The sequence below is a fragment of the Streptomyces camelliae genome, from assembly GCF_027625935.1.
In the GTDB taxonomy this organism is placed as follows: Bacteria; Actinomycetota; Actinomycetes; order Streptomycetales; family Streptomycetaceae; genus Streptomyces; species Streptomyces camelliae.
In genome coordinates, this window is sequence record NZ_CP115300.1 from 671,445 (window position 1) to 695,512 (window position 24,068).

General features: G+C 72.8%; 27 protein-coding genes and 2 pseudogenes. 16 read left to right on the forward strand and 13 right to left on the reverse strand.

Annotated elements, in window-relative coordinates; genetic code table 11:
- Positions 1 to 189 precede the first annotated feature (189 nt).
- Positions 190 to 1,278, forward strand: a complete 1,089-nt coding sequence (locus tag O1G22_RS03255) for a sensor histidine kinase (protein WP_270086308.1) — start codon at positions 190 to 192, stop codon at positions 1,276 to 1,278.
- Positions 1,279 to 1,302: 24 nt separating this feature from the next.
- On the opposite strand, the gene O1G22_RS03260 is transcribed toward O1G22_RS03255, so the two are convergent.
- Positions 1,303 to 1,824 (reverse strand): GNAT family N-acetyltransferase, encoded by a 522-nt coding sequence (locus tag O1G22_RS03260; protein WP_270079878.1) that lies wholly within the window; start codon positions 1,822 to 1,824, stop codon positions 1,303 to 1,305.
- On the opposite strand from O1G22_RS03260, the gene O1G22_RS03265 reads away from it, so the two are divergent.
- The 5 genes and pseudogenes from O1G22_RS03265 to O1G22_RS03285 all read left to right on the forward strand — a co-directional run bounded on the left by O1G22_RS03265 (position 1,823) and on the right by O1G22_RS03285 (position 5,556).
- Entirely contained in the window at positions 1,823 to 2,413 is a 591-nt protein-coding gene (locus tag O1G22_RS03265; protein WP_270079879.1) for a helix-turn-helix domain-containing protein, read from the forward strand. The genes O1G22_RS03260 and O1G22_RS03265 overlap by 2 nt on opposite strands.
- The gene (locus O1G22_RS03270; protein WP_270079880.1) at positions 2,410 to 3,573 is read left to right on the forward strand and encodes an MFS transporter; all 1,164 of its coding nucleotides are present in this window, start codon (positions 2,410 to 2,412) and stop codon (positions 3,571 to 3,573) included. Before O1G22_RS03265 ends, O1G22_RS03270 begins: the two co-directional genes overlap by 4 nt.
- 33 nt (positions 3,574 to 3,606) lie before the next feature.
- Positions 3,607 to 3,855, forward strand: a pseudogene (locus O1G22_RS03275) (LysR substrate-binding domain-containing protein); the annotation flags it as partial.
- 17 nt (positions 3,856 to 3,872) lie between these two features.
- A pseudogene (locus O1G22_RS03280) lies at positions 3,873 to 4,198 on the forward strand (tartrate dehydrogenase); the annotation flags it as partial.
- Between the two features lie 110 nt (positions 4,199 to 4,308).
- The gene (locus tag O1G22_RS03285) at positions 4,309 to 5,556 is read left to right on the forward strand and encodes a PucR family transcriptional regulator (RefSeq protein WP_270079881.1); all 1,248 of its coding nucleotides are present in this window, start codon (positions 4,309 to 4,311) and stop codon (positions 5,554 to 5,556) included.
- Here O1G22_RS03285 and O1G22_RS03290 read toward each other — a convergent pair.
- Positions 5,546 to 7,417 (reverse strand): alkyl/aryl-sulfatase, encoded by a 1,872-nt coding sequence (locus O1G22_RS03290; RefSeq protein ID WP_270079882.1) that lies wholly within the window; start codon positions 7,415 to 7,417, stop codon positions 5,546 to 5,548. The genes O1G22_RS03285 and O1G22_RS03290 overlap by 11 nt on opposite strands.
- A 252-nt stretch (positions 7,418 to 7,669) precedes the next feature.
- Between O1G22_RS03290 and O1G22_RS03295 the strand changes: the two genes are divergently transcribed.
- Entirely contained in the window at positions 7,670 to 8,878 is a 1,209-nt protein-coding gene (locus O1G22_RS03295; RefSeq protein WP_270086309.1) for an MFS transporter, read from the forward strand.
- A 189-nt stretch (positions 8,879 to 9,067) separates the two neighbouring features.
- Positions 9,068 to 9,283 carry a hypothetical protein gene (locus tag O1G22_RS03300; RefSeq protein ID WP_225100072.1) on the forward strand — a complete coding sequence of 72 codons (216 nt, stop codon included), beginning with the start codon at positions 9,068 to 9,070 and terminating at the stop codon, positions 9,281 to 9,283.
- Here the strand turns inward: O1G22_RS03300 and O1G22_RS03305 are convergent.
- The 3 genes from O1G22_RS03305 to O1G22_RS03315 form a co-directional block, all read right to left on the reverse strand.
- Complete coding sequence (locus tag O1G22_RS03305; RefSeq protein ID WP_270079883.1) at positions 9,280 to 10,140, reverse strand: SDR family oxidoreductase; 861 nt, start codon at positions 10,138 to 10,140, stop codon at positions 9,280 to 9,282. The two genes, O1G22_RS03300 and O1G22_RS03305, sit on opposite strands and share 4 nt — an antisense overlap.
- A 65-nt stretch (positions 10,141 to 10,205) precedes the next feature.
- Positions 10,206 to 10,547, reverse strand: a complete 342-nt coding sequence (locus O1G22_RS44740) for an AMP-binding enzyme (RefSeq protein WP_428986315.1) — start codon at positions 10,545 to 10,547, stop codon at positions 10,206 to 10,208.
- The gene (locus tag O1G22_RS03315) at positions 10,463 to 10,777 is read right to left on the reverse strand and encodes a sulfurtransferase TusA family protein (RefSeq protein WP_270079884.1); all 315 of its coding nucleotides are present in this window, start codon (positions 10,775 to 10,777) and stop codon (positions 10,463 to 10,465) included. The genes O1G22_RS44740 and O1G22_RS03315 overlap by 85 nt, the downstream gene beginning before the upstream one ends.
- 202 nt (positions 10,778 to 10,979) lie before the next feature.
- Between O1G22_RS03315 and O1G22_RS03320 the strand changes: the two genes are divergently transcribed.
- The 3 genes from O1G22_RS03320 to O1G22_RS03330 all read left to right on the forward strand — a co-directional run bounded on the left by O1G22_RS03320 (position 10,980) and on the right by O1G22_RS03330 (position 11,754).
- Complete coding sequence (locus O1G22_RS03320; RefSeq protein WP_270079885.1) at positions 10,980 to 11,171, forward strand: hypothetical protein; 192 nt, start codon at positions 10,980 to 10,982, stop codon at positions 11,169 to 11,171.
- A gap of 97 nt (positions 11,172 to 11,268) precedes the next feature.
- Positions 11,269 to 11,391: a hypothetical protein gene (locus tag O1G22_RS03325; RefSeq protein ID WP_270079886.1), complete on the forward strand. Its 123-nt coding sequence runs from the start codon at positions 11,269 to 11,271 to the stop codon at positions 11,389 to 11,391.
- An 87-nt stretch (positions 11,392 to 11,478) separates the two neighbouring features.
- Positions 11,479 to 11,754 (forward strand): hypothetical protein, encoded by a 276-nt coding sequence (locus O1G22_RS03330; RefSeq protein ID WP_270079887.1) that lies wholly within the window; start codon positions 11,479 to 11,481, stop codon positions 11,752 to 11,754.
- 66 nt (positions 11,755 to 11,820) lie between these two features.
- Here the strand turns inward: O1G22_RS03330 and O1G22_RS03335 are convergent, their stop codons facing one another.
- Positions 11,821 to 12,321, reverse strand: a complete 501-nt coding sequence (locus O1G22_RS03335) for a GNAT family N-acetyltransferase (RefSeq protein WP_270079888.1) — start codon at positions 12,319 to 12,321, stop codon at positions 11,821 to 11,823.
- 146 nt (positions 12,322 to 12,467) lie between these two features.
- Here O1G22_RS03335 and O1G22_RS03340 point away from each other — a divergent pair, with 146 nt between their 5' ends.
- Positions 12,468 to 12,977, forward strand: coding sequence for a GNAT family N-acetyltransferase (locus O1G22_RS03340; RefSeq protein WP_270079889.1), 510 nt, complete (start codon positions 12,468 to 12,470; stop codon positions 12,975 to 12,977).
- 31 nt (positions 12,978 to 13,008) lie between these two features.
- On the opposite strand, the gene O1G22_RS03345 is transcribed toward O1G22_RS03340, so the two are convergent.
- Both O1G22_RS03345 and O1G22_RS03350 read right to left on the reverse strand, forming a co-directional pair.
- Positions 13,009 to 13,425, reverse strand: coding sequence for a nuclear transport factor 2 family protein (locus tag O1G22_RS03345; RefSeq protein WP_270079890.1), 417 nt, complete (start codon positions 13,423 to 13,425; stop codon positions 13,009 to 13,011).
- A 48-nt stretch (positions 13,426 to 13,473) separates the two neighbouring features.
- Positions 13,474 to 14,394 carry a zinc-binding dehydrogenase gene (locus O1G22_RS03350; RefSeq protein WP_270079891.1) on the reverse strand — a complete coding sequence of 307 codons (921 nt, stop codon included), beginning with the start codon at positions 14,392 to 14,394 and terminating at the stop codon, positions 13,474 to 13,476.
- Between the two features lie 139 nt (positions 14,395 to 14,533).
- On the opposite strand from O1G22_RS03350, the gene O1G22_RS03355 reads away from it, so the two are divergent.
- Positions 14,534 to 15,526, forward strand: a complete 993-nt coding sequence (locus tag O1G22_RS03355) for a LysR family transcriptional regulator (protein WP_270079892.1) — start codon at positions 14,534 to 14,536, stop codon at positions 15,524 to 15,526.
- On the opposite strand, the gene O1G22_RS03360 is transcribed toward O1G22_RS03355, so the two are convergent.
- Entirely contained in the window at positions 15,497 to 16,693 is a 1,197-nt protein-coding gene (locus tag O1G22_RS03360; protein ID WP_270079893.1) for a PucR family transcriptional regulator, read from the reverse strand. The two genes, O1G22_RS03355 and O1G22_RS03360, sit on opposite strands and share 30 nt — an antisense overlap.
- A gap of 181 nt (positions 16,694 to 16,874) precedes the next feature.
- Between O1G22_RS03360 and O1G22_RS03365 the strand changes: the two genes are divergently transcribed.
- The 3 genes from O1G22_RS03365 to O1G22_RS03375 all read left to right on the forward strand — a co-directional run bounded on the left by O1G22_RS03365 (position 16,875) and on the right by O1G22_RS03375 (position 19,227).
- Positions 16,875 to 17,825 carry an SGNH/GDSL hydrolase family protein gene (locus tag O1G22_RS03365; protein ID WP_270079894.1) on the forward strand — a complete coding sequence of 317 codons (951 nt, stop codon included), beginning with the start codon at positions 16,875 to 16,877 and terminating at the stop codon, positions 17,823 to 17,825.
- A 524-nt stretch (positions 17,826 to 18,349) separates the two neighbouring features.
- A complete protein-coding gene (locus O1G22_RS03370; protein WP_270079895.1) occupies positions 18,350 to 18,700 on the forward strand; it encodes an antibiotic biosynthesis monooxygenase family protein in 351 nt (116 codons plus the stop codon).
- A gap of 140 nt (positions 18,701 to 18,840) precedes the next feature.
- Positions 18,841 to 19,227 (forward strand): VOC family protein, encoded by a 387-nt coding sequence (locus tag O1G22_RS03375; protein WP_270079896.1) that lies wholly within the window; start codon positions 18,841 to 18,843, stop codon positions 19,225 to 19,227.
- Positions 19,228 to 19,342: 115 nt separating this feature from the next.
- Here O1G22_RS03375 and O1G22_RS03380 read toward each other — a convergent pair whose 3' ends face one another.
- From O1G22_RS03380 to O1G22_RS03395, 4 genes are all read right to left on the reverse strand, one after another.
- Positions 19,343 to 19,987, reverse strand: coding sequence for a class I SAM-dependent DNA methyltransferase (locus tag O1G22_RS03380; RefSeq protein WP_270079897.1), 645 nt, complete (start codon positions 19,985 to 19,987; stop codon positions 19,343 to 19,345).
- A gap of 65 nt (positions 19,988 to 20,052) precedes the next feature.
- Positions 20,053 to 21,078: a cytochrome c oxidase assembly protein gene (locus O1G22_RS03385; protein WP_270079898.1), complete on the reverse strand. Its 1,026-nt coding sequence runs from the start codon at positions 21,076 to 21,078 to the stop codon at positions 20,053 to 20,055.
- Positions 21,079 to 21,213: 135 nt separating this feature from the next.
- Entirely contained in the window at positions 21,214 to 22,506 is a 1,293-nt protein-coding gene (locus tag O1G22_RS03390) for an NRAMP family divalent metal transporter (RefSeq protein WP_270079899.1), read from the reverse strand.
- Positions 22,503 to 23,849: a magnesium transporter MgtE N-terminal domain-containing protein gene (locus O1G22_RS03395; RefSeq protein WP_270079900.1), complete on the reverse strand. Its 1,347-nt coding sequence runs from the start codon at positions 23,847 to 23,849 to the stop codon at positions 22,503 to 22,505. The genes O1G22_RS03390 and O1G22_RS03395 overlap by 4 nt, the downstream gene beginning before the upstream one ends.
- Positions 23,850 to 24,068 lie beyond the last annotated feature (219 nt).

Consider the following 24,068-nt stretch of genomic DNA (forward strand, 5'->3'; position numbering starts at 1 on the left):
CCGACGAGCAGGCGGCGAGTGGGCTGGGCGCGGGTGCCGGCACCCGTGGTCGATGGCGGGCATGCCGGGCCGGCCGAGCACTCCCCGACCAACGGGTGGCGAGTGGGCTGGGCGCGGGTGGTCGACGCCGGGCGAGCCGGGCCGGCCGAAGGCCCGTCGGCGAGAGACCGGCGAGTGGGCTGGGCGCGGGTGCCGGCGCCCTTGGTCGACGGCGGGCTTGTCGCCGTGGCGGCCGGGGACGCATGGCTCGCGGTGTCGGACACCTCCTGGCTGGGGGTGGCGCTCGCCGCGGTGGCCTGTGCGGCGCTCGCGCTGCGCCGCTTTCTGCCGCTCGCCGTCGTCCTGCTCACGCTGCCGGCCACCGTGGTCGCGGACCTCGTCTTCGCCCCGCTCGCGGCCCTGTTCGCCCTGGCCGAACGGTCCCGTGACCGCCGTCTGCCGGCAGGGTGCGCCGTGCTGATGGCGGCCGCCTCCGCCGCGCCCTGGCCGTGGCACGACCCCGACTCACGCGACCGTACATGGACGCTGATCCAGTTCGTCTACACCCTGGCCGGCACCGCCGCCCCCGTGCTGCTCGGCCAACTGGTGCAGGCGCGGCGGGACTTGTCGCAGCGCCTGGCCGAGATCGAGGAGGCGAGGGAGCACGAGCGGGCGCTGCACGCCCAGGCCGTGCTCGCCCGTGAACGCGCCCAGCTGGCCCGTGAGATGCACGACGTCGTCTCGCACCAGGTCAGCCTGATCGCCGTCCAGGCCGGCGCCCTGCAGGTCGCCGCCAAGGACACGGACTCCCGGGAGGCCGCGCGGACCATCCGTTCGCTGAGCGTCTCCACGCTGGACGAACTGCGGAACATGGTCGCCCTGCTGCGCGCCTCCGGCGGCCGTGCCACCGAGCTCACCCCGCAGCCCACGCTGGCCGACGTACGACGGCTGGTCGCCACGAGCGGTATCGACGCGGAGCTGACCGGCCGGCTGCCCGACACGGTCAGCACTCCCGCCCAGCGGGCGATCTACCGCACGGTGCAGGAGGCGCTGACGAACGTGCGCAAGCACGCTCCGGGAGCCGGTGCGACGGTGGAGCTGTGGCGGGACGGCGACCATGTCGGCGTCACGGTCACCAACAGCCGCCCCACCCGTCCTTCCCTGCCCCTGCCCGGCTCGCGACAGGGCCTGGTCGGCCTCAGGGAGCGCGCCGAGATCCTGCACGGCACGTTCGCCTCCGGCGTGACCGCCGAGGGGGGTTACGAGGTCAGCCTGCGGATCCCTGCTCAGCCGGAGTGACCTGGCAGGCCGGGGCACCGCGGCTCAGCTCAGGGGCAGTCGCATCAGTGTCAGGTCGAGCCAGCGGCCGAACTTGGTGCCGACCTCCGGCAGCGTGCCGGCGTGCTGGAAACCGAAGCGTTCGTGCAGGCGGATCGAGGGCGTGTTCCCGGCTTCGATGCCGGCGATCATGACGTGGTGGCCGGCCTCGCGGGCGGCGGCGATGAGGGCGGTCAGCAGCGCGGAGCCGATGCCGAGTCCGTGCCGGTCCTCGCGGACGTAGACCGAGTTCTCCACCGTGTGCCGGTATCCGTCCAGCTCCCGCCAGGGGCCGTAGACCGCGAACCCGGCGACCTCGCCACCGGCCTCCGCGACGAACGCCGAACCGCGCTCCAGATGGGCCGCCAGCCAGGCGACGCCCTGGGCGGCGGTCTGCGGAGTCCGGGTCCACAGGGCCGTCGAATGCTCGATGGCGTGGTTGCGGATCGCGCGGATCGCCTCCACGTCGTCGGGCCGGGCGGGACGGACGCTCACGGCCGCCGGATTCCTTGCGTATATTGCAGTCATGTCCAACATAGTAGATCCCCTGGTGGAGCGGATCGCGGCACGTGTCCGCACCGAGCGGGAACGCCGCCGCTGGACCCTGGCCCAGTTGGCCGACGCCTCCGGTGTGTCCCAGGCGATGATCAGCCGGATCGAGCGGGCGGAGAGCAGCCCCACCGCCGTCGTCCTGGGCAAGCTGTCCGCGGCCTTCCAGCTCAGCGTCGCCTCCTTGCTCGCCCTCGCCGAAGGGGCGCCGGACGACACCGAGGGGGCGTCGGGCGTGCGCCGGCCGGCGGACACGGCCGAGTGGCGCGACCCCGCGACCGGTTACCGGCGCCGCCAGATCACCGGGCCACGCTTCCCCGCGGAGATCGCCGAGATCCATCTGCCGGCCGACGCCCGCGTGCCGTATCCGGCCGCCGCGTTCGCCTTCGTACGACAGGTCGTCTGGGTCCTCGACGGCCACCTGACCTTCCATGACGGCGACACGGTCCATGAACTGGGCGCGGGCGACACCATCGAGCTGGGCGAGCCCGCCGAGCGCGTGTTCGCCAACACCACGGACAGCGAGTGCCGTTACGCCGTCATCCTCACCCGTGGCACCACCCCGTGACCCGTCCGCTCCCCCGCGGCGGCACGTTTCTGCTCGCCTCCATAGCCGGGACGGCGATCGCCAACAACTACACCATCCAGCCCGAACTCACCGCGGTCGCCGCCGACCTGGGCGTGCCGCTCGCCGTGATCGGACTCGTCCCGACCGCGGCGCTCACCGGCTGCATGGCCGGCTTCGCCCTCCTGCTGCCCCTCACCGACCACCTCGCCCCCCACCGCCTGGTCGGCGCGCAGCTCACCGCGCTGGCCGCCGCCCTCGCCCTCGCCGCGGCCGCACCCGGCGCGGGCGTGCTCCTGGCCGCGTATCTCCTCATCGGCGCGACCGCCAGTGTCGCGGCCCAGGCGAGCAACATCGCCGGTCGCCATGCCCCGACAGGGCGTCGGGGAACGGGAGTCGCCACGGTGGCCGCCGGCATGTCGGCCGGCATCCTGCTCGGCCGGCTCGCGGGCGGAGCGCTCACCGGTGTCCTCGGCTGGCGGGGCATGCTCCTCGTGTTCGCCGCCCTGGCCCTGCTCGGCGCGATCGCCGCCGCCGCGCTCCTGCCCCGGCAGCGCCCGCACTCCGACCGCGGGTACCGGGCGGCTCTGGCCACACTCCCGCCGCTGCTGCGCCAGTTCCCGGAGCTGCGCCGCGCGGTGGCCATGGGCGGGCTGTGGTACTTCGCCTTCAATCTGATCTGGGTCGCCCTCGCCCTCGCCCTCGCTCAGCCGCCCCACTCGCTCAGCCCGGGTGCCATCGGCCTGTACAGCCTCGCCGGGCTCCTCGGCTTCGCGGCGCTCCCGCTCACCGGGCGCCTCGCCGACCGGTACGCCCCGGCGACGGTGCGCACCGCCTGCGTACTGGCCGCCGCGGCCGGCACCGCGCTGCTCGCGACCGGCCTCGACAGCCCGCCCGTGACCGCATTCGGGCTCGCCGTCTTCGACGCCGGTTGCTTCGCCGCCCAGGCTGCCAACCAGAGCCGGATCATCGCCCTCGCCCCCGCACGTTCCGGCAGCCTCAGCAGCGTCTACCTCGTGCTGTACTTCACCAGCGGCGCCGTCGGCACCGCCGTGACCGCACCACTTCTGAACACCCTCGGCTGGCAGGGCATCGGCCTCACCGCGACCACCGCACTGCTCCTCGCGGCCGCCCTCGGCAGCCGGTCGCCGGCCGGCCGCTGATGACGTCGGCACGGGCGGAGCAGAGGGCGGTCGGAGCTGGGCCTGCTCGCGTCCCCTAGCCCGGTCTCCGGCAAGGAGGTCGCCTGGCATGCGCTGGGCAGCCGGCGTCTCGTGCTGGTGGTGCCGGCTGACGGTCCGTTCGCCGGCCGGACGCGGGTGGAGTGTCGCGAGCTCGCGGGACAACGGCTGATCGTCGGGCAGCCGGGGACCCGGATGCGCGCCTGCGCCGACGCGCTGCGGGAACGGGGCGTCAACGCCACCGTCGCCGCCGAGACCGGGCACCGAGTGGCGCTCCTGCCTACATCGACGCACCGGCGGCCACGTTCGCCCTCGAACCGGCCCACTTCCACGTCGTGGTCGCCTCCAACCTCTTCGGCGACATGCGCAGCGGCCTCGCGGCCGTCGTCGCCGTCGTCGGATCCGTCAGCATCGCCAGTCCGCTGGGGGCGATCTGGTCGGCGGCCGTGATGCTCGGCCACCGCGGCCACCGCGCCGCGGCCATGGACATCGTCGACGCGATCGCCTCGGTCCTGGCCACGACCGACGTGCGCACCCGCGGCCTGGGGGCCACGCGACCACGGCCGAGTTCACCGACACTCTGATCGAGCTCCTCCGAGATCTCTGATCTGTGCCGAAACAGGCCTCGGCCCGCCGGTTCCTGACCGGCACCCTTCGAGGTCACCGACGTGGGGCGCCCGTTATCGTGACGGATCACAAGCGGCGGCGAGGTGATCCATGGCGCGGGAGGAAAACGGGGACCGGCGCGACGGCGAGCGTCCGCGGGAGCTGTCCGCCGGTGCGGCGGCGCTCGCCGCTCGGTGCGAGCCTCGGGTGAACGAGCTGGCCCGGCGCATGGCAGGCGACGTCTTCGAGCAGGTGCGCGGGTACGCGGAGCTGCCCGCCGATGTGAAGGACGTGGAGATCGCCGCGACGGCCCGGCACGGCATGCGACTGTTCCTGCGCCGGGGGTCCGCCCGGCCGCGGCCCGATGCGCTGGAGCACTTCCAGGAGCGCGCCGCCCAGCGCGCCGAGGAGGGGATGCCGCTGCACCTCCTGCTGCGCACCTACACCCTGGGTACGAAGGAGCTGTTCCGGGCGTTGCGGGAGACCGCCGGCCCCGGTGAGCAGGACGCCCTGGCGGAGCTCGCCGAGGCGCTGTTCACCGCGGCGGACCGGGTCGTGGGCGCCGTCACCGAGAGCTATCTCGACGAACAGGCGGCCCTCGCCGCCGAACGGCATGAACAGCGTCGCTCGCTCGCCCGCGCCCTGCTGGACGGCCGGCCGGTCACCGGCGGACCCGTGCCGGGCGGGCCCGCACTGGTGTTGTGCCTGCGCTTCGGCGACTCGGCAGTCACGTGCGGTGGTTCGGGTTCCGCGGTCGGGGTACGGCGGCTGGTGCGGCGTGTTCAGACGGCGCTGGACCGGGTCTTCGGGATGGACGTGCCCGCTCTGCTGGACGCCGGCGGCGGCCTGGCCGTCGTACCGGGAGCAGTCGAACCACCCACCCGGATGGTGGAGTTGGTGCGCGAGGCGACCGGGCATGAGGTACGGCTGGCCGCGGCCCGCGCTGCGGGGACCGGTGACATACCGCGCGCGGCACGGCTGGCCGGGGAGGTGGTCCGGGTCGCGGCCGCGTGTGGCCGGGCGCCCGGTCTGCACCGGCTGGACGACGTGCTGCTGGAGTACCACCTGTCCCGGCCGAGCGAGGGCAGCGACCGGATCGCCGCCCTGCTCGACCCCTTGGCCGGCCGGCCCGAACTGGTCGAGACGCTGCGCACGCATCTGGAGGAGCGCCAGGACCGCCGGGCCACGGCCCGTCGGCTCAGTCTGCACCCCAACTCCGTCGACCACCGGCTCGCCCGTGTCCAGGAGCTGACCGGTGTCAGCCTGGCCGACCCTCGGGACACCGCCCTGGTCCTCGCGGCCCTGTTGCTGCGGGAGACGGAGACAGAGACAGAGGCGGACGCAGGCGTCACGGGGTGACGATCGCGAAGTCCGGATCCGGGGCGTCCAGCAGCGATCCGAACGTGATCAGGGCATGCGCGTCGCCGTCGAGGACCACCGTGCCGCCCGCGATCTCGTCGGCGAAGGTGGAAGCGCCGGCCAGCACGGTGTCGAGCGTGGTGCGGGCCAGCCGCAGCACGGCGGTGGGCCGTTCACCGCGCGGGGCGTCACCGGGTGTCGCCGTCAGCGCGCCGTTGGACACAAGCAGGGTCCACACCTCGCCGCTGTCGATGAACTCCCAGCGCAGCAGCAGCCGTCCGGCCGCGGCCGCGCGCGGGCCGTTGACGCGTACGGCCAGGGACCGGAAGATCTGCTCGGTCGTCAGGGCTGCCAGGATGTCCGGGGCCCGGCGGGTCGGCGTGCCGAGGATGCCGCCGCGCAGTTCGGCCGCGCCCATCAGGTAGAAGTTGCGCCAGGGTCCGCACTCCGCGCCCCGGCCGAGCCGTTCGAAGGTGTCGGCCTGCAGGGCGCGGGCCTCACCGTGGCCGGGTTCGGCGAACAGGACGTGGCTCAGCACCTCCGCGACCCAGCGCAGGTCACCGGCTTCGTAGGACTTCCTCGCCTTGGCGACCACGGTGTCCGCGCCGCCCATGAACTCCACGTACCGGCCGGCGGCTTCGGCGGGCGGATGCTGCCACAGGTGGGCCGGGTTGCCGTCGAACCAGCCCATGTAGCGCTGGTAGACCGCTTTGGCGTTGTGGCTGAGGGAGCCGTAGTAGCCGCGGGTGTGCCAGGCCCGTTCGAGGGCGGGCGGAAAGCGGAGTTGCTCGGCGATCTCCGCTCCCGTGTGCCCGGTGTTGATCAGCCGGACGGACTGGTCGTGCAGATAGGCGTACGCGTCCCGCTGCTCCTCCAGGAAGCGTACGACCCGGTCCTGCCCCCAGGTGGGCCAGTGGTGGGAGCCGAAGACGACGTCCGTGTCCGTGGCGAACAGCCGGATCGTCTCCGTCAGATACCGGGCCCAGGCGCTGGGATCGCGAACGAGGGCCCCGCGCAGGGTGAGCACGTTGTGCAGGGTGTGGCAGGCGTTCTCGGCGGCGCACAGCACCCGCAGGTCCGGGAAGTGGAAGTTCATCTCGGCGGGGGCCTCGGTGCCGGGGGTGAGCTGGAAGACGATCCGCACCCCGTCGACGGTCTCCTCCTGACCGGTGGCGGTGATGTCGACGGTGGGCGCGATCAGGCCGACGCTGCCGGTCGACGTCGTCTGTCCGAGCCCGCAGCCGATCTGCGCGGCCGGTCCCTTGGGCAGCGCGGCCCCGTACATGTAGGCCGCCCGGCGGGCCATCGCCGTGCCCGTGACGACGTTCTCGCCGGCCGCGTGCTCCAGGAACCCGGCCGGCGCGATGACCGGCACCCGCCCGGCGGCCACCTCGGCCGGATCGACGACGCCGCGCACACCGCCGAAGTGGTCGATGTGGGAGTGGGTGTAGATCACGCCGGTCACGGGCCGTTCGCCGCGGTGCTCGCGGTACAGGGCGAGCGCGGCAGCGGCGACCTCCGCGCTGATCAGCGGGTCGATCACGACGACACCGCGCTCGCCCTCCACGAAGGTGATGTTCGACAGGTCCAGGCCGCGCACCTGGTGGATGCCGGGCACGACCTCGTACAGCCCCTGGCGCGCCACGAGCCGGCTCTGCCGCCAAAGCGAGGGATGCGCGGTGGGCGGGCACTCGTCGTCCAGGAAGGCGTAGGCGTCCGCGTCCCACACCACCCGGCCGTCCGCGTCCCGCACCACACCGGGGTCCAGCCGGGCGACGAACCCCCGGTCCGCGTCGGCGAAGTCCTGCTCGTCGTCCCAGGCCAGGCCGCTGTCCATGGGCTCCTGCTCGCTGCCGGTCATGGTCGTCGATCCTCACACGCCCGAGGCGGAGACGCTTGATGACCTGTCACAGAGCGCCCGTTGACCCGTCACAACCACCGGAAGCGGCAGTCAGCACAGGTTCCCCGGGCGCCCATCGGTTACGACCGGACCGGACACCTTCACTTTCACTTTCGTCCAAGGGGCGCCGGTCTTTGTCCATGGACGGATCCGCCGCCGCGGGGTGAGGGTCGTCCCATGAGCGAAACCGGCCTCGCGCCCGAACCGCGGCGGATGCCGAGCGGCCTCCTCGCGCTCGCGCTCGGCGGTTTCGGGATCGGGCTGACCGAGTTCCTGATCGCCGGGCTGCTGCCGCAGGTGGCGTCGAGTTTCGCGGTGTCCGAGGCGGCGGCGGGCCGGCTGATCTCCGGGTACGCGCTCAGTGTGGCGATCGGCGCCATCGCGCTGACAGCGGCGACGACGCGGCTGCCCCGCAAGAGCGTGCTGGTCGGCCTGGTCGCGTTGTTCGTCATCGGCAACCTGTTGTCCGCCGTCGCGCCCGGCTATCCGGTGATGCTGCTCGGGCGGATCGTCGCGGCCCTGTGCCACGGCTCGTTCTTCGGGATCGGCTCACTGGTCGCGCGCGACCTGGTCGCGCCCGAGCGGAAGTCCCGCGCCGTGGCGGTCATGTTCGCCGGGCTGACCGTCGCGAACGTCCTGGGCGTGCCGTTCGGCGCGCTGGTCGGCGAGCGGTGGGGCTGGCGGGCGGCGTTCTGGGCGGTCACCGCGATCGGCGTGCTGGCGCTGGTGGGCATCGCCGTCCTCGTCCCCGGCCGGGCAGGCCGGACCCCGCCGCCGACGGCCCCGGACGGCTCGGGCCCGCTGCCGGCCACCGCCCTGCGAGCCCAGTTCCGCGCCTTCCGGTCCTGGCAGGTCTGGCTGACACTGGCGGCCACCGCGCTCGGCTATGGCGGGATGTTCGGCGCGTTCAGCTACATCGCCTACACCTTCACCGAGGTCAGCGGCTTCTCCCCCGCCGACGTCGCCTGGCTGCTGATGGTGTACGGCGTCGGTCTGGTCGTCGGCAACCTGATCGGCGGACGGGCCGCCGACCACGACCGCGACCGCGCCCTGCTCCTCTCCCTCCTCGCACTCACCGTCACCCTGGCCGTGTTCGGTCTGCTGGCCGGCAGCGCCACGGCGTCCGTGATCCTGGTGTTCCTGATGGGAGTGTCCGGGTTCGCCAGTGTCCCCGGACTGATCACCCGCGTCACCGACTTCGCCCACGGCGCGGCACTGGCTGCCAGCGCCAACGTCTCCGCCTCCAATGTCGGCAACGCCCTCGGCGCCTGGCTCGGCGGCCTGGCCATCACCGCGGGCCTCGGCTACACCGCCCCGCTCTACGTCGGCGCGGGCATCACCCTGACGTCCGTCGTCATCATGGCCGTCGCGGCACGCCGGGCCGGATCGACCTCCGGGGACGCACTGCGCGTGGGCCACTGAAGTGGTCCTGTACATACGGCTGTTGATCTCGGTCGGTGCGAGCAGCGGCCCGGCGTCCTCCTGGCTCCGGGGGGGAGCGGCGGGGCCATCAGGGTGTTTCCAGGTGGTGTCGGGCGGCCGGGGCGGGCCCGTTCTGGCCATGCTGGGCCACGAGTGACACCCATCCTTCCCTGCGACAAGGAGCACGGTATGACCTCGGACCCGGTGGAACGATTCCTGGCGGCCCTGGACCCGGAACACCGCGATGCTGTCAGCGCCAGGCCGCGCCAGGAGCAGGAACAGCTGGCGGCGGCCTGGGAACGGGAACTGGAATCCGACGACGAGCTCGACACGCTGGACGAGCTGTCCCCGCCGGCGGCGGAGTCCGAGGCGGCCCGCCGGGTGATGGCGCGGGAAGCCGGCTAGCCAGCGGCGCCCGCGCCGCGCAGCACCTGCGCCAGTGTGGTGGCGGGGTGGCCGGTCAGGTCCTCGATGGCGGTGCTCACCTCGGCGAGGGAACCATCGGCGATCGCGGTGTAGGTGGAGACCCAGGCGTCGAGGAGCCAGTCGGGAGCCCGGTAGCCCGCGCGGGAGGCGTAGGCGTCCTCGACCGTCTCGCGCACGTACGAGACCGGGCGCCCGGTGACCTCGGTGAGCGTGGCCGCGATCTCGGTGAGCGTCAGTGCCTCGGGGCCGGTCAGGTCGTAGGTGCGACCGGCGTGCGGGCCCGGTTCACGCAGCACCGCGACCGCGGCGTCCGCGATGTCGTCCTGCGCGACCACGGCGGCCCGGCCGTCCCCGGCGGGGCCGCGGATCGCACCGTCTTCGCCCACCAGGCCGGGCATGAAGTCGGCGTACAGGTTGTCACGCAGGAACGTGAACGGCACGCCGCTGGAGCGGATGTGCTGCTCGGTGTGCCAGTGGTCGCGAGCCAGCGTGAAGGTCGCGTCGGGCGCGGCGCCGTAGAAGGAGATGTACACCAGGTGGGCGACGCCGGCCTCGGCCGCGGCGTCGACGAAGGTGCGGTGCTGGTCGAGGCGGTCGGGAGACTCCGAGGCGGAGACCATCAAGACGCGGTCGGTGCCACGCAGCGCACGTACGACGGCGTCGTGGTTCCCGTACGCACCGGGTACGGCCGTCGCTCCGGGCAGTTCGGGGGCGCGGGCCGGGGTCCGGCACAGGAGGGTCTGCGGGATGCCCGCCGCGGCCAGGCGGCGGGCGATTCGTCCGCCCAGGCGCCCGGTGGCACCGGTGACGGCGTAGGTGGGCTCGGCGGAAACCATCGCTTCTCCTCGTCGGGGTGCCGGTACTGCTGCCGCGTTCCTGGCAGCACACTAACCGCCGCCGCCTACGATCCGCGCAACAGGCCACGCTGAAACTTCCCGGAGGAAGTACGGGGCAGCGACGAGCTGAAGACGAAGTCGCGGGGGCACTTGTACGGCGTCAACTGGGCCCTGCCGAAGGTGCGCAGTGCCTCGGCCGTCCGTGCGGTACCGCTCAACGAGACAGGCGTGCACATGTGGGGCGGCCTGACCGAGCTGGACGGATTCCTCGCACCGATGTGGTCGCCGCTCTGCATGACTACGAGACGACCGCCCTGCCGTACTACGAGACGACCGCACTGCCGTCGTCGCCGGAGCGGTGCCAGGGCGCGTCGGGGCGGGTGGGTCGGGCGCCGGTTGCGAGCCATAGCGCGGAGGCCGGACGGCCGGTGCCGGGCACGGGGCCGAGGTAGTGGTGTCCGGTCATGTGGCACCAGGCGGGCAGATCGAGCGGGGCCGCAGGGTCGGTGGCGATGACGCGGACGACCGTACCCGGCGGGGCATTGTCGGTGCCTTTGCGCGGACGCGTCAGGGGGGTGAGGCAGAGCAGGCCGGTGCCGTCGACGGTGAGGGCGGCGTCCCCGCTCGTCGTCGTCAACGAGCGCGTCGGCGGTCTTCGGGCTGGAACGCGCCACCGTTCCGCTCATCGGCAGCCGCACCTTCGGCATCACCGACGACCTGGCCGTCTCCTCCTTCATCATCGCCTTCGGCCTCACCAAGGCCCTCCCCAACCTCGCCGCGCTCGGGTCCCCTTCGCGCCCGCGCGGGCGCCGTCCTGGGGCTGGATCGTCGCCGCGAACGTGCTGCTCGGGCTCAACCGGGGGCTGACCTGGTCGATGACGGTCAACATGAAGATCGGCCCGGTCGGCCCGGCCCGCCGCGGACTGGCGACGGGTCTGAACGAGGCCGCCGGATACACCGCCGTGGGCACGACCGCGCTACTCACCGGCTACCTCGCCACGGCCTACGGTCTGCGCCCGATCCCGAGCTGATCGGCGCCGTGTTCGTCGCCGCCGGGCTCGGGCTCGCCCTGGTCGTACGCGACACGGGGCCCATGTCGCTCTCGAACTCGCCCAGCGCGCCACGTCGTTGGCCGACCGCGAGGGCACCGGACTCGGGGCCGCCTTCGCCCTGACGTCCTGGTACGACCGCTCTTTGCGCGGCGCCGGCCAGACCGGACTGGTCAACAACTGCAACGACGACCTGACCTGAGGCGTCTTCCCGCTCCTCTTCACCGACCACGGCCTGGGCATCGCCGCCGTCGGACTGATCAAGGGCTTCTGTCCGATCCTGTGAGGCATGGGCCAGATCCCCACCGGCCACCTCGCCGACGACATCGGTCGCAAACCCCTCATCGTCACCGGCATGCTCATCCAGGCCGCGGGCTTCGTCCTCGCGCTGACCCTGCTCGAACGCCCGCTGCTCGCCGGTGTCCTGTCCGCCGTGGCCCTCGGCACCTACCGCTTCTGGCACGACCTCGGCTACGCCGCCGACGCCCTGATCGCGGGCCTCCTCGCGAACGGCTTCGGCCTCGATGCCACGGTCGTCACCGCCGCGATCCTCACCGCCGGCTGAGGCCTGCTCGCAGCCCACTGGATCACGGACCACCGCCCCGCCCCCTGACCACGCCGGACGTGCCTGCTACAGGGCGCGCCGGTAACGGAGTTCGGGTACGGACACACCGTCGTAGTCGTCGGCCTGGACCGCCCCGTCGGGGACATATCCAGCTCGTTCATAGAAGCGACGCGCCGACGTGTTCCCGGTGAGGACCCACAACAGCACCTGGTCGAAGCCGTGGCCGAGGGCACGGGCATGCACGGCTTCGAGCAGTGTGCGACCGATACCGGAACCGATGAGCGCGGGCTGGACGTACAGGGCGTACAGCTCGGCGGCGGTCCCGGCGGTGGTGTCGGCACTGCGACAGGGGCCGAGGCAGGCCCAGCCCACGACCGCTCCGCCGGCGCCGACCGCCACCAGGTCGGCCATGCCGTGCCGCGGCCTCGTGACGTGCTGTCGGCGCCGCCGCACATCCGCCTCGACCGTCATGCCATCGAGGTAGGACCGAGGCAGGATCCCGGCGTACGCGGCCTTCCAGCCGGTCACTCGTATCGCCGAGACAGCCCTGATGTCGGCTTCCGTCATCTCTCGCACCGTCACCATCTGGGCACCGTAAGGGATTCGTCACCACGACCACCTGGGAATTTCGGTTCCGAGGCGGTGCCGGTGCGGGCCCTGCCGGGGGGGGAAATGCGTTGCCCTGCCGTCGCTCGGGCGGCATGCTCACGGCCATGGTCACCGAAGACGGTCCCGGCCGGGCCACCCTCGTCGCGTCCGTCCGTGTGCGCGACCTGTCGCCGCGGGATCTGCCCGCCTGCGCCTGGTCCGGCTCGGCCGCTCATCTGCGCCAGGTGGAGCGGGAGTTGGTGCGTGCCACGGCGGGCGAGGTGGACTATCTGGCCGTGTGCACCCCGGTGGATCTGCCGGTGGCGATCGGCGGTGTCGACTACCGGGCCCACGAGGGCGCCGGGACCATCTGGCAGCTCGCCGTGCTCCCGGCACTGCAGTCCTGCGGCCTGGGTACGCTGCTGATCCGCGCCGCCGAACAGCGCATCGCGGGCCGTGGGCTGGGCAGGGCCGAACTCGCCGTGGAAGAGGACAATCCGCGGGCCCGGGCCCTGTACGAGCGCCTGGGGTACGTCGCGTACGGTCGCGCCCCGGATGCCTGGGACGTGGAAGGGCCTGACGGGTCGATCCACCGGTACGAGACGATGTGCGTGCTGATGCGAAAGGACCTCTGAGACGTCGGCCGGCGGCGGCCAAGGGGCGCGTTCACTCGGCGTCGTGGCCCGGGAACAGGGTCGCGGCCACATGGCGGGTGTCCGCGTATTCGACGACCGAGGTGATCCTGCCGTCGCGGACGGTGTAGATGCCGAGGCATCGGTTGTCGTAGACGCCGCCGTACACGGTCCTGGCCTTGGAGGTCCATTCCGCCACCACGCGGTCGCCCTCGGCGATCGTGCTGATCAGCTCGATCTCCAGGGTGCCGGGCACGAGGATCGGTCCCATGCTGCCGAGGAACTCGCCGATGATCCGGTCCCGTCCGTGCCACACCTTGGAGATGGGCAGATCGCCCGGGTAGTGCCAGGTGGCGTCCTCGGCGAAGCTGTCGTGGATGACGTCCGCGTCGCCGTCACGGACGGCCTCGACGTAGCGGATGACGACGGCCCTGGGGTCGGTGCTGGTCATGGTCGTACTCCTTCGGTGAGTGGTGAGATCCGTCGGTCTGAGCGTGGTTCAGGACAGCGTGAGGACGGCCTTGCCCCGGATACGGCGGTCGCGCAGGTCGGTGAGTGCGGTCGCGGTGTCGGCCCAGTCCGCGACCCGGCCGATCTCGGGACTCAGCCGGCCCTCGGCGGTCAGCCGGACCAGTGCGGCCAGGTCGTCGGCGAGGCGGGTGTCGGCGTCGAGGTAGTGGAAGTGCCGGATGACGGCCGATTCGGGGCCGGTGAAGAAGTCGAAGAAGTCGAGCGTCGCCGGTGTGCGGCCGGCCTGCCCGAACCAGATGAGGGTGCCGCGCCGGGCGAGGCGGGCCAGAGCGGTGGCGAGGGCCTGGCCGCCGGTCGACTCCAGCACGATGTCGTACGGCCCTTGGGCGTCGGCGACGTCGTGGACGATGTCGGCGGCGCCGAGTTCGACGAGCCGCGCGCCGCGCTCGGCGTCCCGGGTCACCGCGGTGACCTGGGCCCCGGCGGCCGCCGCCAGCTCGGTGACGTAGTGGCCCACTCCCCCGGACGCGCCCGTGAGCAGGATCCGCCGGCCCAGGACGGATCCGGCCGTGCGCAGCAGCCGCAGTGCGGTGAGCCCGGCCAGAGGCAGGGCCGCGCCCTGGAGCGTGCTGACGCTGTCGGGCAGTTCGGCGAGCGCGCTGGTGGGCACCGCCACGTACTCCGCCCAGCCCCCGGACATGGGGTGTCCCACCACCCGGGTGATGCCCGACGGTCCGCTGCCGTCGGCGGCCGGCTGCACCACCAGGCCCGCGATGTCCTTGCCGGGGCGGTCACCGGCGACGGGCTTCTCCAGCTTGAAGGTCTCGCCCCGGTTGACGGAGAACGCCTCGACCTTCACCAGGGCTTCGTCGGGGCGGGGCGTCGGCTCGGCGACGTCGGCGAGCACGACGGGCTCGGCGGGATCCCCGGTCGGTATGAAGGCTTTCATCGGTGTCGTCCTCCTCGCCGGCCTGTCGGCCGTCGGTCGGTTGTGGCGTCGGAGACCATCTGACCGGCTCGGGCGCCGACCCGGCCAACAACCGGACGGGCCGGCCGACAACCCCGCGTTGTCGCATAAGGTCAGCGGCATGGATCTCGACCTCGCCCTGGTCCGCGCCTTCGTCACCACGGCCGGCACGCTGCACTTCGGGCGTGCCGCCGAGGAGCTCGGCACCAGCCAGCAGGCGCTGTCCAAGCGCATCGCCCGGCTGGAGGAGCTGCTCGGCGTCCGGCTCTTCGAGCGCCAGGGCGGCGTCCGGTTGAGCGCGGCGGGCGAGCAGTTCGTGCCGGCCGCGCGTGAGGCGCTCGCGGCCGGCGAACGCGCGGTCGCGGCGGTGACGGGCACCGGCGCGGCCGTACGGATCGACACGTGGGGGCATCTGTACGCGCCGATGCGCACCGTCGCCGCCGCCGTCCAGGCCTCCGATCCGGTGCGGTGGGAGCCGGGCCCGGGACGTGACTGGCCGTCAGTGGCCCAGGCACTGCTGCGCGGTGACACGGACCTGGGATTCGGCCGGGTGCATCCGCTGCCGGACGGGCGGGAGGCGGGGCTGACCCAGCGGCTGGTGCGGCTGGAACCCGTCGACGTGGTGCTCGGTCCGTCTCACCCGCTGGCCGGTGCGGATGCGCTCCGGCCCGCCGATCTGCGTGACGGCGTCCTGTGGAGCCCGGCCGAACTGAGCCGCCTGGACTTCCTGCGCCGCTTCGCCGACGAGTTCCGCATCACCCGGCGGCACGACGGCCCCAACCTGGGCCTGGACCACCTCCTCCAGCACATCCGCGCCGACCGCGAAGGCTTCACGCTCTTCCCCGCCGACGCGCCGCTGCCGGACCACGCGGGCCTGCGCAGCATCCCGTTGGCGGACCCGACCCCGCTGTACGCCTGGTCGCTGGCCTGGTCCGACTCCTGCCGTCACCCGCTGCTGGACACCCTGCTGCGCGGCTTCGCCGAGACCGCCCGCGCCCGCCGCTGGCTGGAGTACTCCCCACAGCGCGACTGGCTCCCCGACACCGATCACGCGAAACTGGCGTCGAGTCAGGCGATCGGCGGCTCACCATTCATCGGGCGGCAGCAGCCGTAGCGCGTGGAGGGCCACCGAGAGGTCGGCGACCGCGCGCGGGTCCTGGAGGGAACGGCCGGTCAGGGCCTCCAGCCGGCGCAGCCGGTAGCGGACGGTGTTGCGATGGCAGTACAGCTTCCGCGCCGCGTCGGCCGCCGAGCCGCCGGCCGCGTACCACTGCTCCAGGGTCTCCAGCAGCCGGTCGCGTTCCTCGCGGGGCAGGTCGAGTAGGCGCGCGAGGACGGTGCGCGCGATCCTGGTGGCCTCGTCCACCGACGCGGCCACCAGCAGGGCCACCGGAGCGTCGTCGAACCGTACGACGCCCGTGGCGTCCCGCGGCACCCGGGCCAGCGCGAGACGGGCCAGCCGCAGCGCCCTGGGGGTGTCGCGCAGGGCGTGGTACGCGGGGCTGACCCCCACCCGGGCCGCGGGGAGACCGCCGAGGACGCGCAGGGCGGCGTCCCCGGCGTCCGGGCCGCGGGCCGCCACGACGCCGACCTGAAGGTCGGGCAGCAGCCGCCAGGCCGAGCGGACCCCCTCGGCCAGCAGCCGGGGCTCGATGCCGGGCAGCGCCTCCCGCCCCGGCGTGGGGACACCGGCCGCCACCACCAGGAAGGGCCCCTCGGCCGGCAGGCCGAGCGCGTCAGCGGCCTCCCAGAGGGTGGTGCGGTCGGTGAGCACACCGGTGAACAGGGCCTCGACCAGCACGGACCGCTCACGGTCGCGTTGGAGCAGCAGTTCCGAGGCGGTTTCGCGGTAGGCATCGCTGGCCGCCGCCGCGAGGCCCTCGTTCACCCACCACGCCGCGAGGGCCACGACGGTGTCGGCGGTGACGGCGTCCGCGACACGGGCCGCGGCCGCGAGCTCGGACCACAGGAACTCCGAGCCGACGCGGTAGGCGTGCAGCAGCTCCCCCAGAGGCGCTCCCTCGCGTGCCGCTCTGCGGCCCGTCTCCTCGGCCGGCTCCATGCCGCCCGTACAGCCGTCGGCCAACTGCCCGAAGACCAGCTCGGTGTTGCGTCGGCAGCTGGCTGTCAACTCCTCCAAGGTGACGGGTCCTTCGCCGCCGTAGTAGCCGACCTCGGCGCGGATGCGGCGGGCCATGCGGGCGCCCAGGTCGGACGCGCGGCCGAGCAGTACGGCCGCGACGGGGGCGATCGCGGCGGGCGGCGGGGGTGTGCGGCTCATGACCGGCAGGTTACAAAGAGGCGCCCGGCGCACAGGGTGCTTGTGCACGGGGACAACGGGGCCGGTGCTCCGCTGTCCGCGGGCACATGGCCCGTGGGGCGGGCGGCTACGACGATGACGGCAACGTTACCGGCCGGTACCGGAGTTGGTCTTCCGTCGTCGCACCTCCCCAGGAGCAACCGTGCCCCGAGCCGCATCCACGAGCACGCATCACACCCACCGAGCCCCGCACCCACGCAAGGCCGCCCCCCACGCCAAGGCGCTCAGGAGATGGACATCCGCCCTCGCCGGCGGCCTGCTCCTGGCGACCGCCTCCGCCACCGCCGCCCACGCGACGGCCTCGGACTCCGGTGAGAGCGGCACCTATGTGGCGCTCGGGGACTCGTACGCCGCCGGCGCCGGCGTCCCCGCCCAGTCCGCGGGCCTGTGCATGCGCTCCGACCACGACTACGGCCACCTCGTCGCCCAGTCGCTGGCACCGCCGGCGTACCGGGACGTGACCTGCGCCGGTGCGAAGGTCAGCGCGCTCACCACGGCCCAGACGGACGCCGGGGCCGTCGTCAACGGCCCGCAACTCGACGCCGTGACACCGGACACCAGCCTCGTCACGCTCACTGTCGCGGGCGACAACCTCGGCACGTCCGACTTCGGATTCGGCGACGTGGCCGCCACCTGCTCCGCCCTCTCCGTGACCGATCCGCTCGGCACCCCCTGTCGTGACTACTACCAGAACACCCTCAGCGATCGGCTGAACTCCGCCGCGGCGCAGCTCGGCAGTGCCCTCCAGCTGATCCACGCACACGCCCCGCAGGCCCGGGTGCTCGTCGTCGGCTATCCGGCGGTGCTTCCCGACGACCCTGGGCAGTGCCTGGGCAAGATGCCGGTCACGACCGGGGACATCGCGTTCCCGCGCTCGGTTCTCGGCGAGCTCGACGACACGGTCGCCACCACCGCCCGAGCCGAGGACGCCACCTACGTGGACACGCTCACCCCGACCCTGGGCCACGACAGCTGTTCCTCGTCGCCCTGGATCGAGGGACTGATCCCCACCTCTCCCGCCCTGTCGCTCCATCCGAACGGCACCGGTGAACACGCCATGGCGGACGCCGTACTGGGCGCGCTCGGCCGCTGATCCCGTCCGTCCGGCCCGCGGGGCGCGGGCCGGACCAGGACGTGTTTGAGATGTCGTCACAGTCCTTGAGGCCACCGCGCGAGCGGCCCAGCGCGCGGTCGTCCGGCTTCCGGGACTGGTGCCCGTCTGGGGTACGGGCCCGGCGATCTGCGACTGCGCCGTGTGGGCACGACGCCGGCGGCCGTCCTGACCGCCGTCGGGAGCAGCTTCGCGTCGAACATGGCAGGGCGCATCCGGTCTCGGCGGATTGACGGTATTTCACCTCCGCCCGTGTCGGCCGCGAGCCCGCGCCCCTTCAGGGGCCGGTGTCATCCCCAGGTCTGACACGGCTTCGCGCGGTGCGACCGAAGTCGCCCATCGGAACGGGAACTGCGGCTGACTTCACGGCCCGCTTACGCCGGGACGATGGAACGGTCCCCACAAAGCAGCACCCGTGGGGACAGTCGTGAGCGTCGCCGGATCCAGTACGGCGGTGTCCGGCCTCGGTGCCGTGGGACAACCGATAGCGAGAGGAAGTACCGAAGATGGCCAAGCTGCAGAGCCTGGACCCGATGACGCCGATGTTCGCGCAGTTCAAGGAGAAGACCGGACCCATCGTCCTGGCCAACACCTTCGTCGTCCCGAAGGAGAGGAATGAAGCGTTCCTGACTCTCTTTCGGAGGCAGGCGGAGTTCATGATGGATCAGCCGGGATTCGTCTCCCTGCAGATGCACAAGGGAACGGCGGACAGTCAGCTTCTGATGAACGTCGCGGTCTGGGAGTCGACCGAGGCTCTCGCCACGGCGTTCGGCAGCCCGGAGTTCCAGCGCATGGCGGCCGAGTTCCCCGACGACATCGTGTCGTACCCGCACATCTTCGAGCAGATCGACGTATGACACGGCAGCTGCAGCCGGGGGGAGGGCAGCCGGCGAGGCCCTGCCCTCCCCCGGGCAGCCACGCATCCCTGCACCATGCCGGGTCGCCGAGGCCGCCGAGCACCCATCACGCGTAGCCCCGCCCCTGAAGAGGAGTCACTATGACCGTGGAACTGAATCACACCATCGTCCCCGCCCGTGACCCGCAAGCCTCGGCGCAGTTCCTGGCCGACATCCTCGGCCTGAAGGTCGATCCGCCGGTGGCGCACTTCACGCCGGTCACGCTGGCCAACCAGGTCAGCCTCGACTACGACCAGCTGGACGACTTCGAGCCACACCACTACGCATTCATGGTCAGCGAGCAGGAGTTCGACGCCGCCCTCGCCCGCATCCAGCACGGCGGAATCACCCACTACGGCGATCCCGCATGCCAAGAAATCGGGCAGATCTATCACAGTAAGCGCACCATGGGCCGCAGGGGCACCTACTTCCGCGACCCCGACGGCCATCTCATGGAACTCCTCACCCCGGGCGGCGCCGGGTCGTGAGACCGATGGCGGCCCAGCGGATCATGGCTTCGCTGGTGGCGGCGGTAGGCGACCTGCCGTCCGCCAAGGCCCCGCTCCCTTGAATACGGGCAGCAAGCCCCTTCTCAAACACGCTCTAGGACCGGCGGCGTGCGAAGAGGATCGCGCCGGAGGCGGTCTTGTCGAGGTCGAGTGCCATGTGCGCCTCGACGGTGAATCCGGCCTCGCGCAGCCGGTCAGCGACCCGGTCGGGCCGGCGGCGGTGGACGTGGACGTGCATCGGATGGCCGCCGTAGCCCTGTGTCTTCAGCACCGACTCGTCGCCGGTGTGGAAGCCGAGGAGCAGGGGTCCGCCGGGGCGCAGTACGCGCCGGAAGTGGTCGAAGACCGTGGGGACGGCCTCGTCGGGAACATGGATCAGCGACCAGAAGGCGAGCAGGCCGGCGAGTGAGGCGTCGGCGAGGTCGAGGTCCGTCATCGAGCCCACCTCGAACCGCAGTCCGGGGTGGTCGCGGCGGGCCACGTCGATCATCGCGGGGGAAAGGTCGATGCCGAAGGCGTCGACACCCAGCGCGCGCAGATGCGCGGTGACATGCCCCGGTCCGCAGCCCACGTCCGCCACCGGCCCACCGCCGGCAGCGTTCACCAGGTCGGCGAAGAGCGCCAGCGACGCGCGCAAATACGGCGCCCCGGCCAGAGCCTCGCGCACGAAGTCGGCGTAGCTCCCGGCGACCGTGTCGTAGGAGGTTCGGGTGTCTGCCAGCCAGTGGTCCGCGCTCATGCCGGGTCACGGTAGCCAGTGCGCGGCAACCGGTTGCCGCTGGGGTCCGGCTCCGGCTGGGCCGGTCACTTCTCCCGGTGCTGGCTGCGGATCCTGGCGGCGACGTCGTTCTGTTCGGTCTCCCACCACGGCCGTACCCGCTCGGCGGACGGCGCCTCGGGGACGGGGGCGGAGGTGGCCGCGGGTACGACGGCGGGGGCGAGTTCCGCGTCCAGGCGGCGGTCCAGGGCGGCGTTCTGGACCCGCTCCGCGCGCGCCCACTGGTACAGCAGGGCCAGCAGGAAGGGCAGCGCGACCAGCTCGGCGATGCTGAGCATCGCGCCGCCGCCGATCTGCTGGTCGTGCCGGACGTCCGGGGACCAGGTCGGCGCGTGGTGCAGGTACCAGGCGCCCGCGATCAGGGTGCCGTGGGTCATCACGACCACGCCGGGGACCGCGTCGACGATGCCGTCCAGGAAGACCAGTCCCGCCCGTACCGGGTGGGTGCACCAGCTGGGCAGTGCCTCCTCGTGGGTCAGCACCGGTACGACGAACAGGGAGCCGGCCACGAGCAGGTGCAGATACATCAGCTCGTGCAGCCAGCCCACGCGCAGGGCGGTGGCGAAGTACGGCGTGAAGTACACCGTCAGCTCCGTGGCCAGCACCAGGGCGGTGCTGACCAGGGGGAAGGTCAGTACGCGTACCAGGCGGCCGGACATCACCCGGCGCACCCGCCCGCCGGCGTGCTCCGGCAGGGCCAGGACGGCCAGCCGGAGCGGGTCGCCGAGGGCGAGGCCCAGCGGGGCGACCAGGTCCAGGAGGATGTTCTGCACGGCGGCCGGCCAGAACAGCACATGGTCGTAGACGGCCAGCGCGGACATCGTGGCGGCCACCAGCGCGCCCAGGCCGAGCAGCACGAAGGCGGCGACGCGGCCCGGCGGCCAGGTCTCGCCCCGCCGGCGCAGCCGCGCGACGCCCCAGCCGTAGAGCGCGCCCAGGGCGATGACCAGCAGCAGCGCGGGGAGGTCCAGCTGCCAGGTGGACAGCAGACGTCCTGTGGTCAGCTCGGGCAGCTCGCCGGCCGACAGGGCGGTCAGCGCGTGGCCATCCATGCGGATCGTCCTCCTTCGGTTCGGTATGGCGGGCTCGGCGCGGAAGAGTCCGGCTCGGGTCCACCACGGGACGGTAGTCCCCGGCGGGCCGACACCTGGCATCGGGGTGCCGCGCGCCGGGGTGAAGGGCGAGGATCAGGCAAGATCGAACCAGCCCAGGACCGTCTGCACGAGGAGGATCGTCGACATGGCCGCGACACCGACGACCACAGCGGTGGCGGCGATGCGGTAGCGCGGGCCGTTGGCCGCCGGGCCGAGGACGGAGCGGCGGTTGGTCAGGACCAGGAGGTAGACCAGGACGACGGGGCTGATCAGGCCCTGGAGGACCTGGGTGCCGATCAGCAGCTGGATGACGTCGACCGGGGTCATGGCCACCGTGGCACCCAGCACGATCTGGGCGGTGAACAGGCCGAGGAAGAGCGGGGCGTCGCGGAAGCTGCGGGAGACGGAGCGCTCCACGCCGGCCGCCTCTCCTATGGCATAGCTGGCCGAGAGCGGGACGACGGCGCCGGCCAGGGCGGAGGCGCCGAGCAGGCCGAGCGCGAACAGGAGCTCCGCGCCCTGGCCCGCGACCGGTTTGAGGGCCTCGGCGGCCTGGGCTGCGGAGTTCAGCGGGCCGGTGCCGCCGATGGCGGAGGCCGTGGCGATGATGATGGTCAGGCTGATGACACAGGCGAAGACAGCGCCCAGGATGGCGTCGGCGCGGATCAGCGGGTAGTCGGCGGGCTTGGCGCCCCGGTCCACGACGCCCGCGGCGGCGTAGAACTGCATGTACGGGCTGACCGTCGTACCGATCAGCGCGACCGCGAGCAGGATGAAGTCCTTGTTCGCCTCGACGTGCGGGATGACCAGGTTGTGGCCGACCGCGCCCCAGTGGGGGTGGCCGAGGATCATCGCGAGCGGGTACGCGAAGAAGGCGAGCGACATGATCAGGAAGATGCGCTCGGCCCAGTGGTAGGAGCCGAACAGCACCAGCGCCCACAGCAGGACCGCCGCCGGCGGGATGACCGCCCACTTCGGCACGCCGAGGAGCTCGAACGCGGCGCCGATGCCGGCGAACTCGGACACGACCAGGCCGGTGTTGGCGAGCAGCAGGCAGGACACGGCGAGCGCGGTCAGGCGCAGGCTGAACTGTTCGCGGATCAGGGCTCCCAGGCCCTTGCCCGTGTGGGCGCCGAGGCGTACGGCCATCTCCTGCACCATCACCAGGGCGATGGTGACGAGCACCATGAAGAAGAGGGTGCCGTAGGTGTACTGGGACCCGGCCGAGGCGTAGGTGGCGATGCCGGCCGCGTCGTTGCCGGCGTTCGCGGCGACCAGTCCGGGTCCGGCGACGGCCGCGATCATGGTGAGGCGCCGCCAGCCGGTCCGGCGCGCGGGCGCGGGGGCCTGCGGTGCCGGGGTGGCGGTGTCGAGGTCGCGGGTCACTGGAGGAACCTCCGGAAGTGCAGCCGGCCGCGTTCGGGCAGCAGGGCGTCGAGCAGGTCGTCGGCCAGGATCCGGCCGAGCGGGCGGTCGCTGTCGTCGACCACCAGGAGTGAGGAGGCGCGGGCCGCGACGAGCTGGTCGGCGGCGTCGGCCAGGGAGGTGTCGGCGTGCACGGTGTCCGGCGGGCCGAACTGGACCCGCCAGGCGACCAGGTCGGCGATCGGGGTGGTGTCCTCGGCCACCGCCAGGTCGAACAGCGGGATGTCGGACAGCAGCCGGTCCGTGCCGTCCACGACGGCGACCGCGTCGATCTCGGTGCGGTGCTCGGCCTGTTCGGCCAGCCGGCCGCGCACCTCGGCGACGGACTCGTCCTGCCGGGCGGTGATCAGCAGCGTGGTCATGGCACCGCCCGCCGTGCCCTCCCGGTGGGTCAGCAGCCGGCGCAGTTCGGCCGCCTCGTCCTTCGGCATCCGGGTCAGCAGGGCTTCGCGCTCCTCGCGGGTGAGGTCGCGCAGGGCGTCGGTGGCCTCGTCGGGCTCCATCTCGTCGACCAGGCGGGCCGCGTGCTCCGGCTGGGCCTCGCGCAGCAGGTTCTGCAGCTCGGCCGGTTCCATCTCCTCCAGCGCGTCGGCGGCCCGCTCCGGCTCCAGCCAGCCCAGCAGCTGCTGGCGTTCGGCGCGGCCGAGGTCTTCGAGGATGTCGGCGAGGTCGGCCGGGCGCAGCCGGTGCAGCGCCGCCCGGGAGGCGCGCAGCCGCACCTCGGGCGGACCCTCGGTGGCCTGCTCGGCGAAGGGCGCGACGGACTGCCAGTCCAGCACCCGCTCCGGCGTGGGGCGGGCCTGCCAGCGGCGCGGGCCGAGCCGGCGCAGCAGGGTGGGCAGCGAGACGTCCACCCCGACCAGGACGATCTGGTCCACCAGGGGTGCCAGATACAGGTCGGCGGCCCGGGTGACCTGTACGCCGTCGACGTCGACCAGCTGGTGGTCGAGGACGTCCTTGGCCAGCAGCACCTCACCGGGCCGGCGTACGAAGTCCCGCAGGTCGACGCGGGCGGTACGCAGCCGTACGTGTCCGGCGTGCACCTTGCCGACGGCGTCGGCCGGCACGAAGGTACGGCGCCGGCCGATGCGCAGGATGAGCCCGGTGACCGGAGGGTAGGAGTCGGTGCCGTAGAGCCGGGCGACGACGTCGACGACGCGGCCGACCTCGTCGCCCGACTGGTTGGTGACCTGGCCGCCGATCAGCCCGGCGAGGGAGACCAGCGAGGTGCGGACCGCCTTGGACGCGGTGGCGCGGCGCTCCAGACTGACCCGGCGGTCCCGCAGACGGGCCGAAGTGGACATGAGCAGAGTGTGGGCAGCCAAAGTGAACACCCCCTTGCCCCGGCGTGACGGGGCTACGGGCGGCCCACGGCAGCACACGTCCTCCCCCGGACCGCGCGCCGGGCGCGCCGGGCGCACGACGGCACACCGGCCGGCCGGGCCGGTGTGCCGGTGGCCGGTCGGGGGTCAGGGAAGAGGAGGCTGCTCCGGGCCGCGGAAGGACAGCGCGGACAACACGAT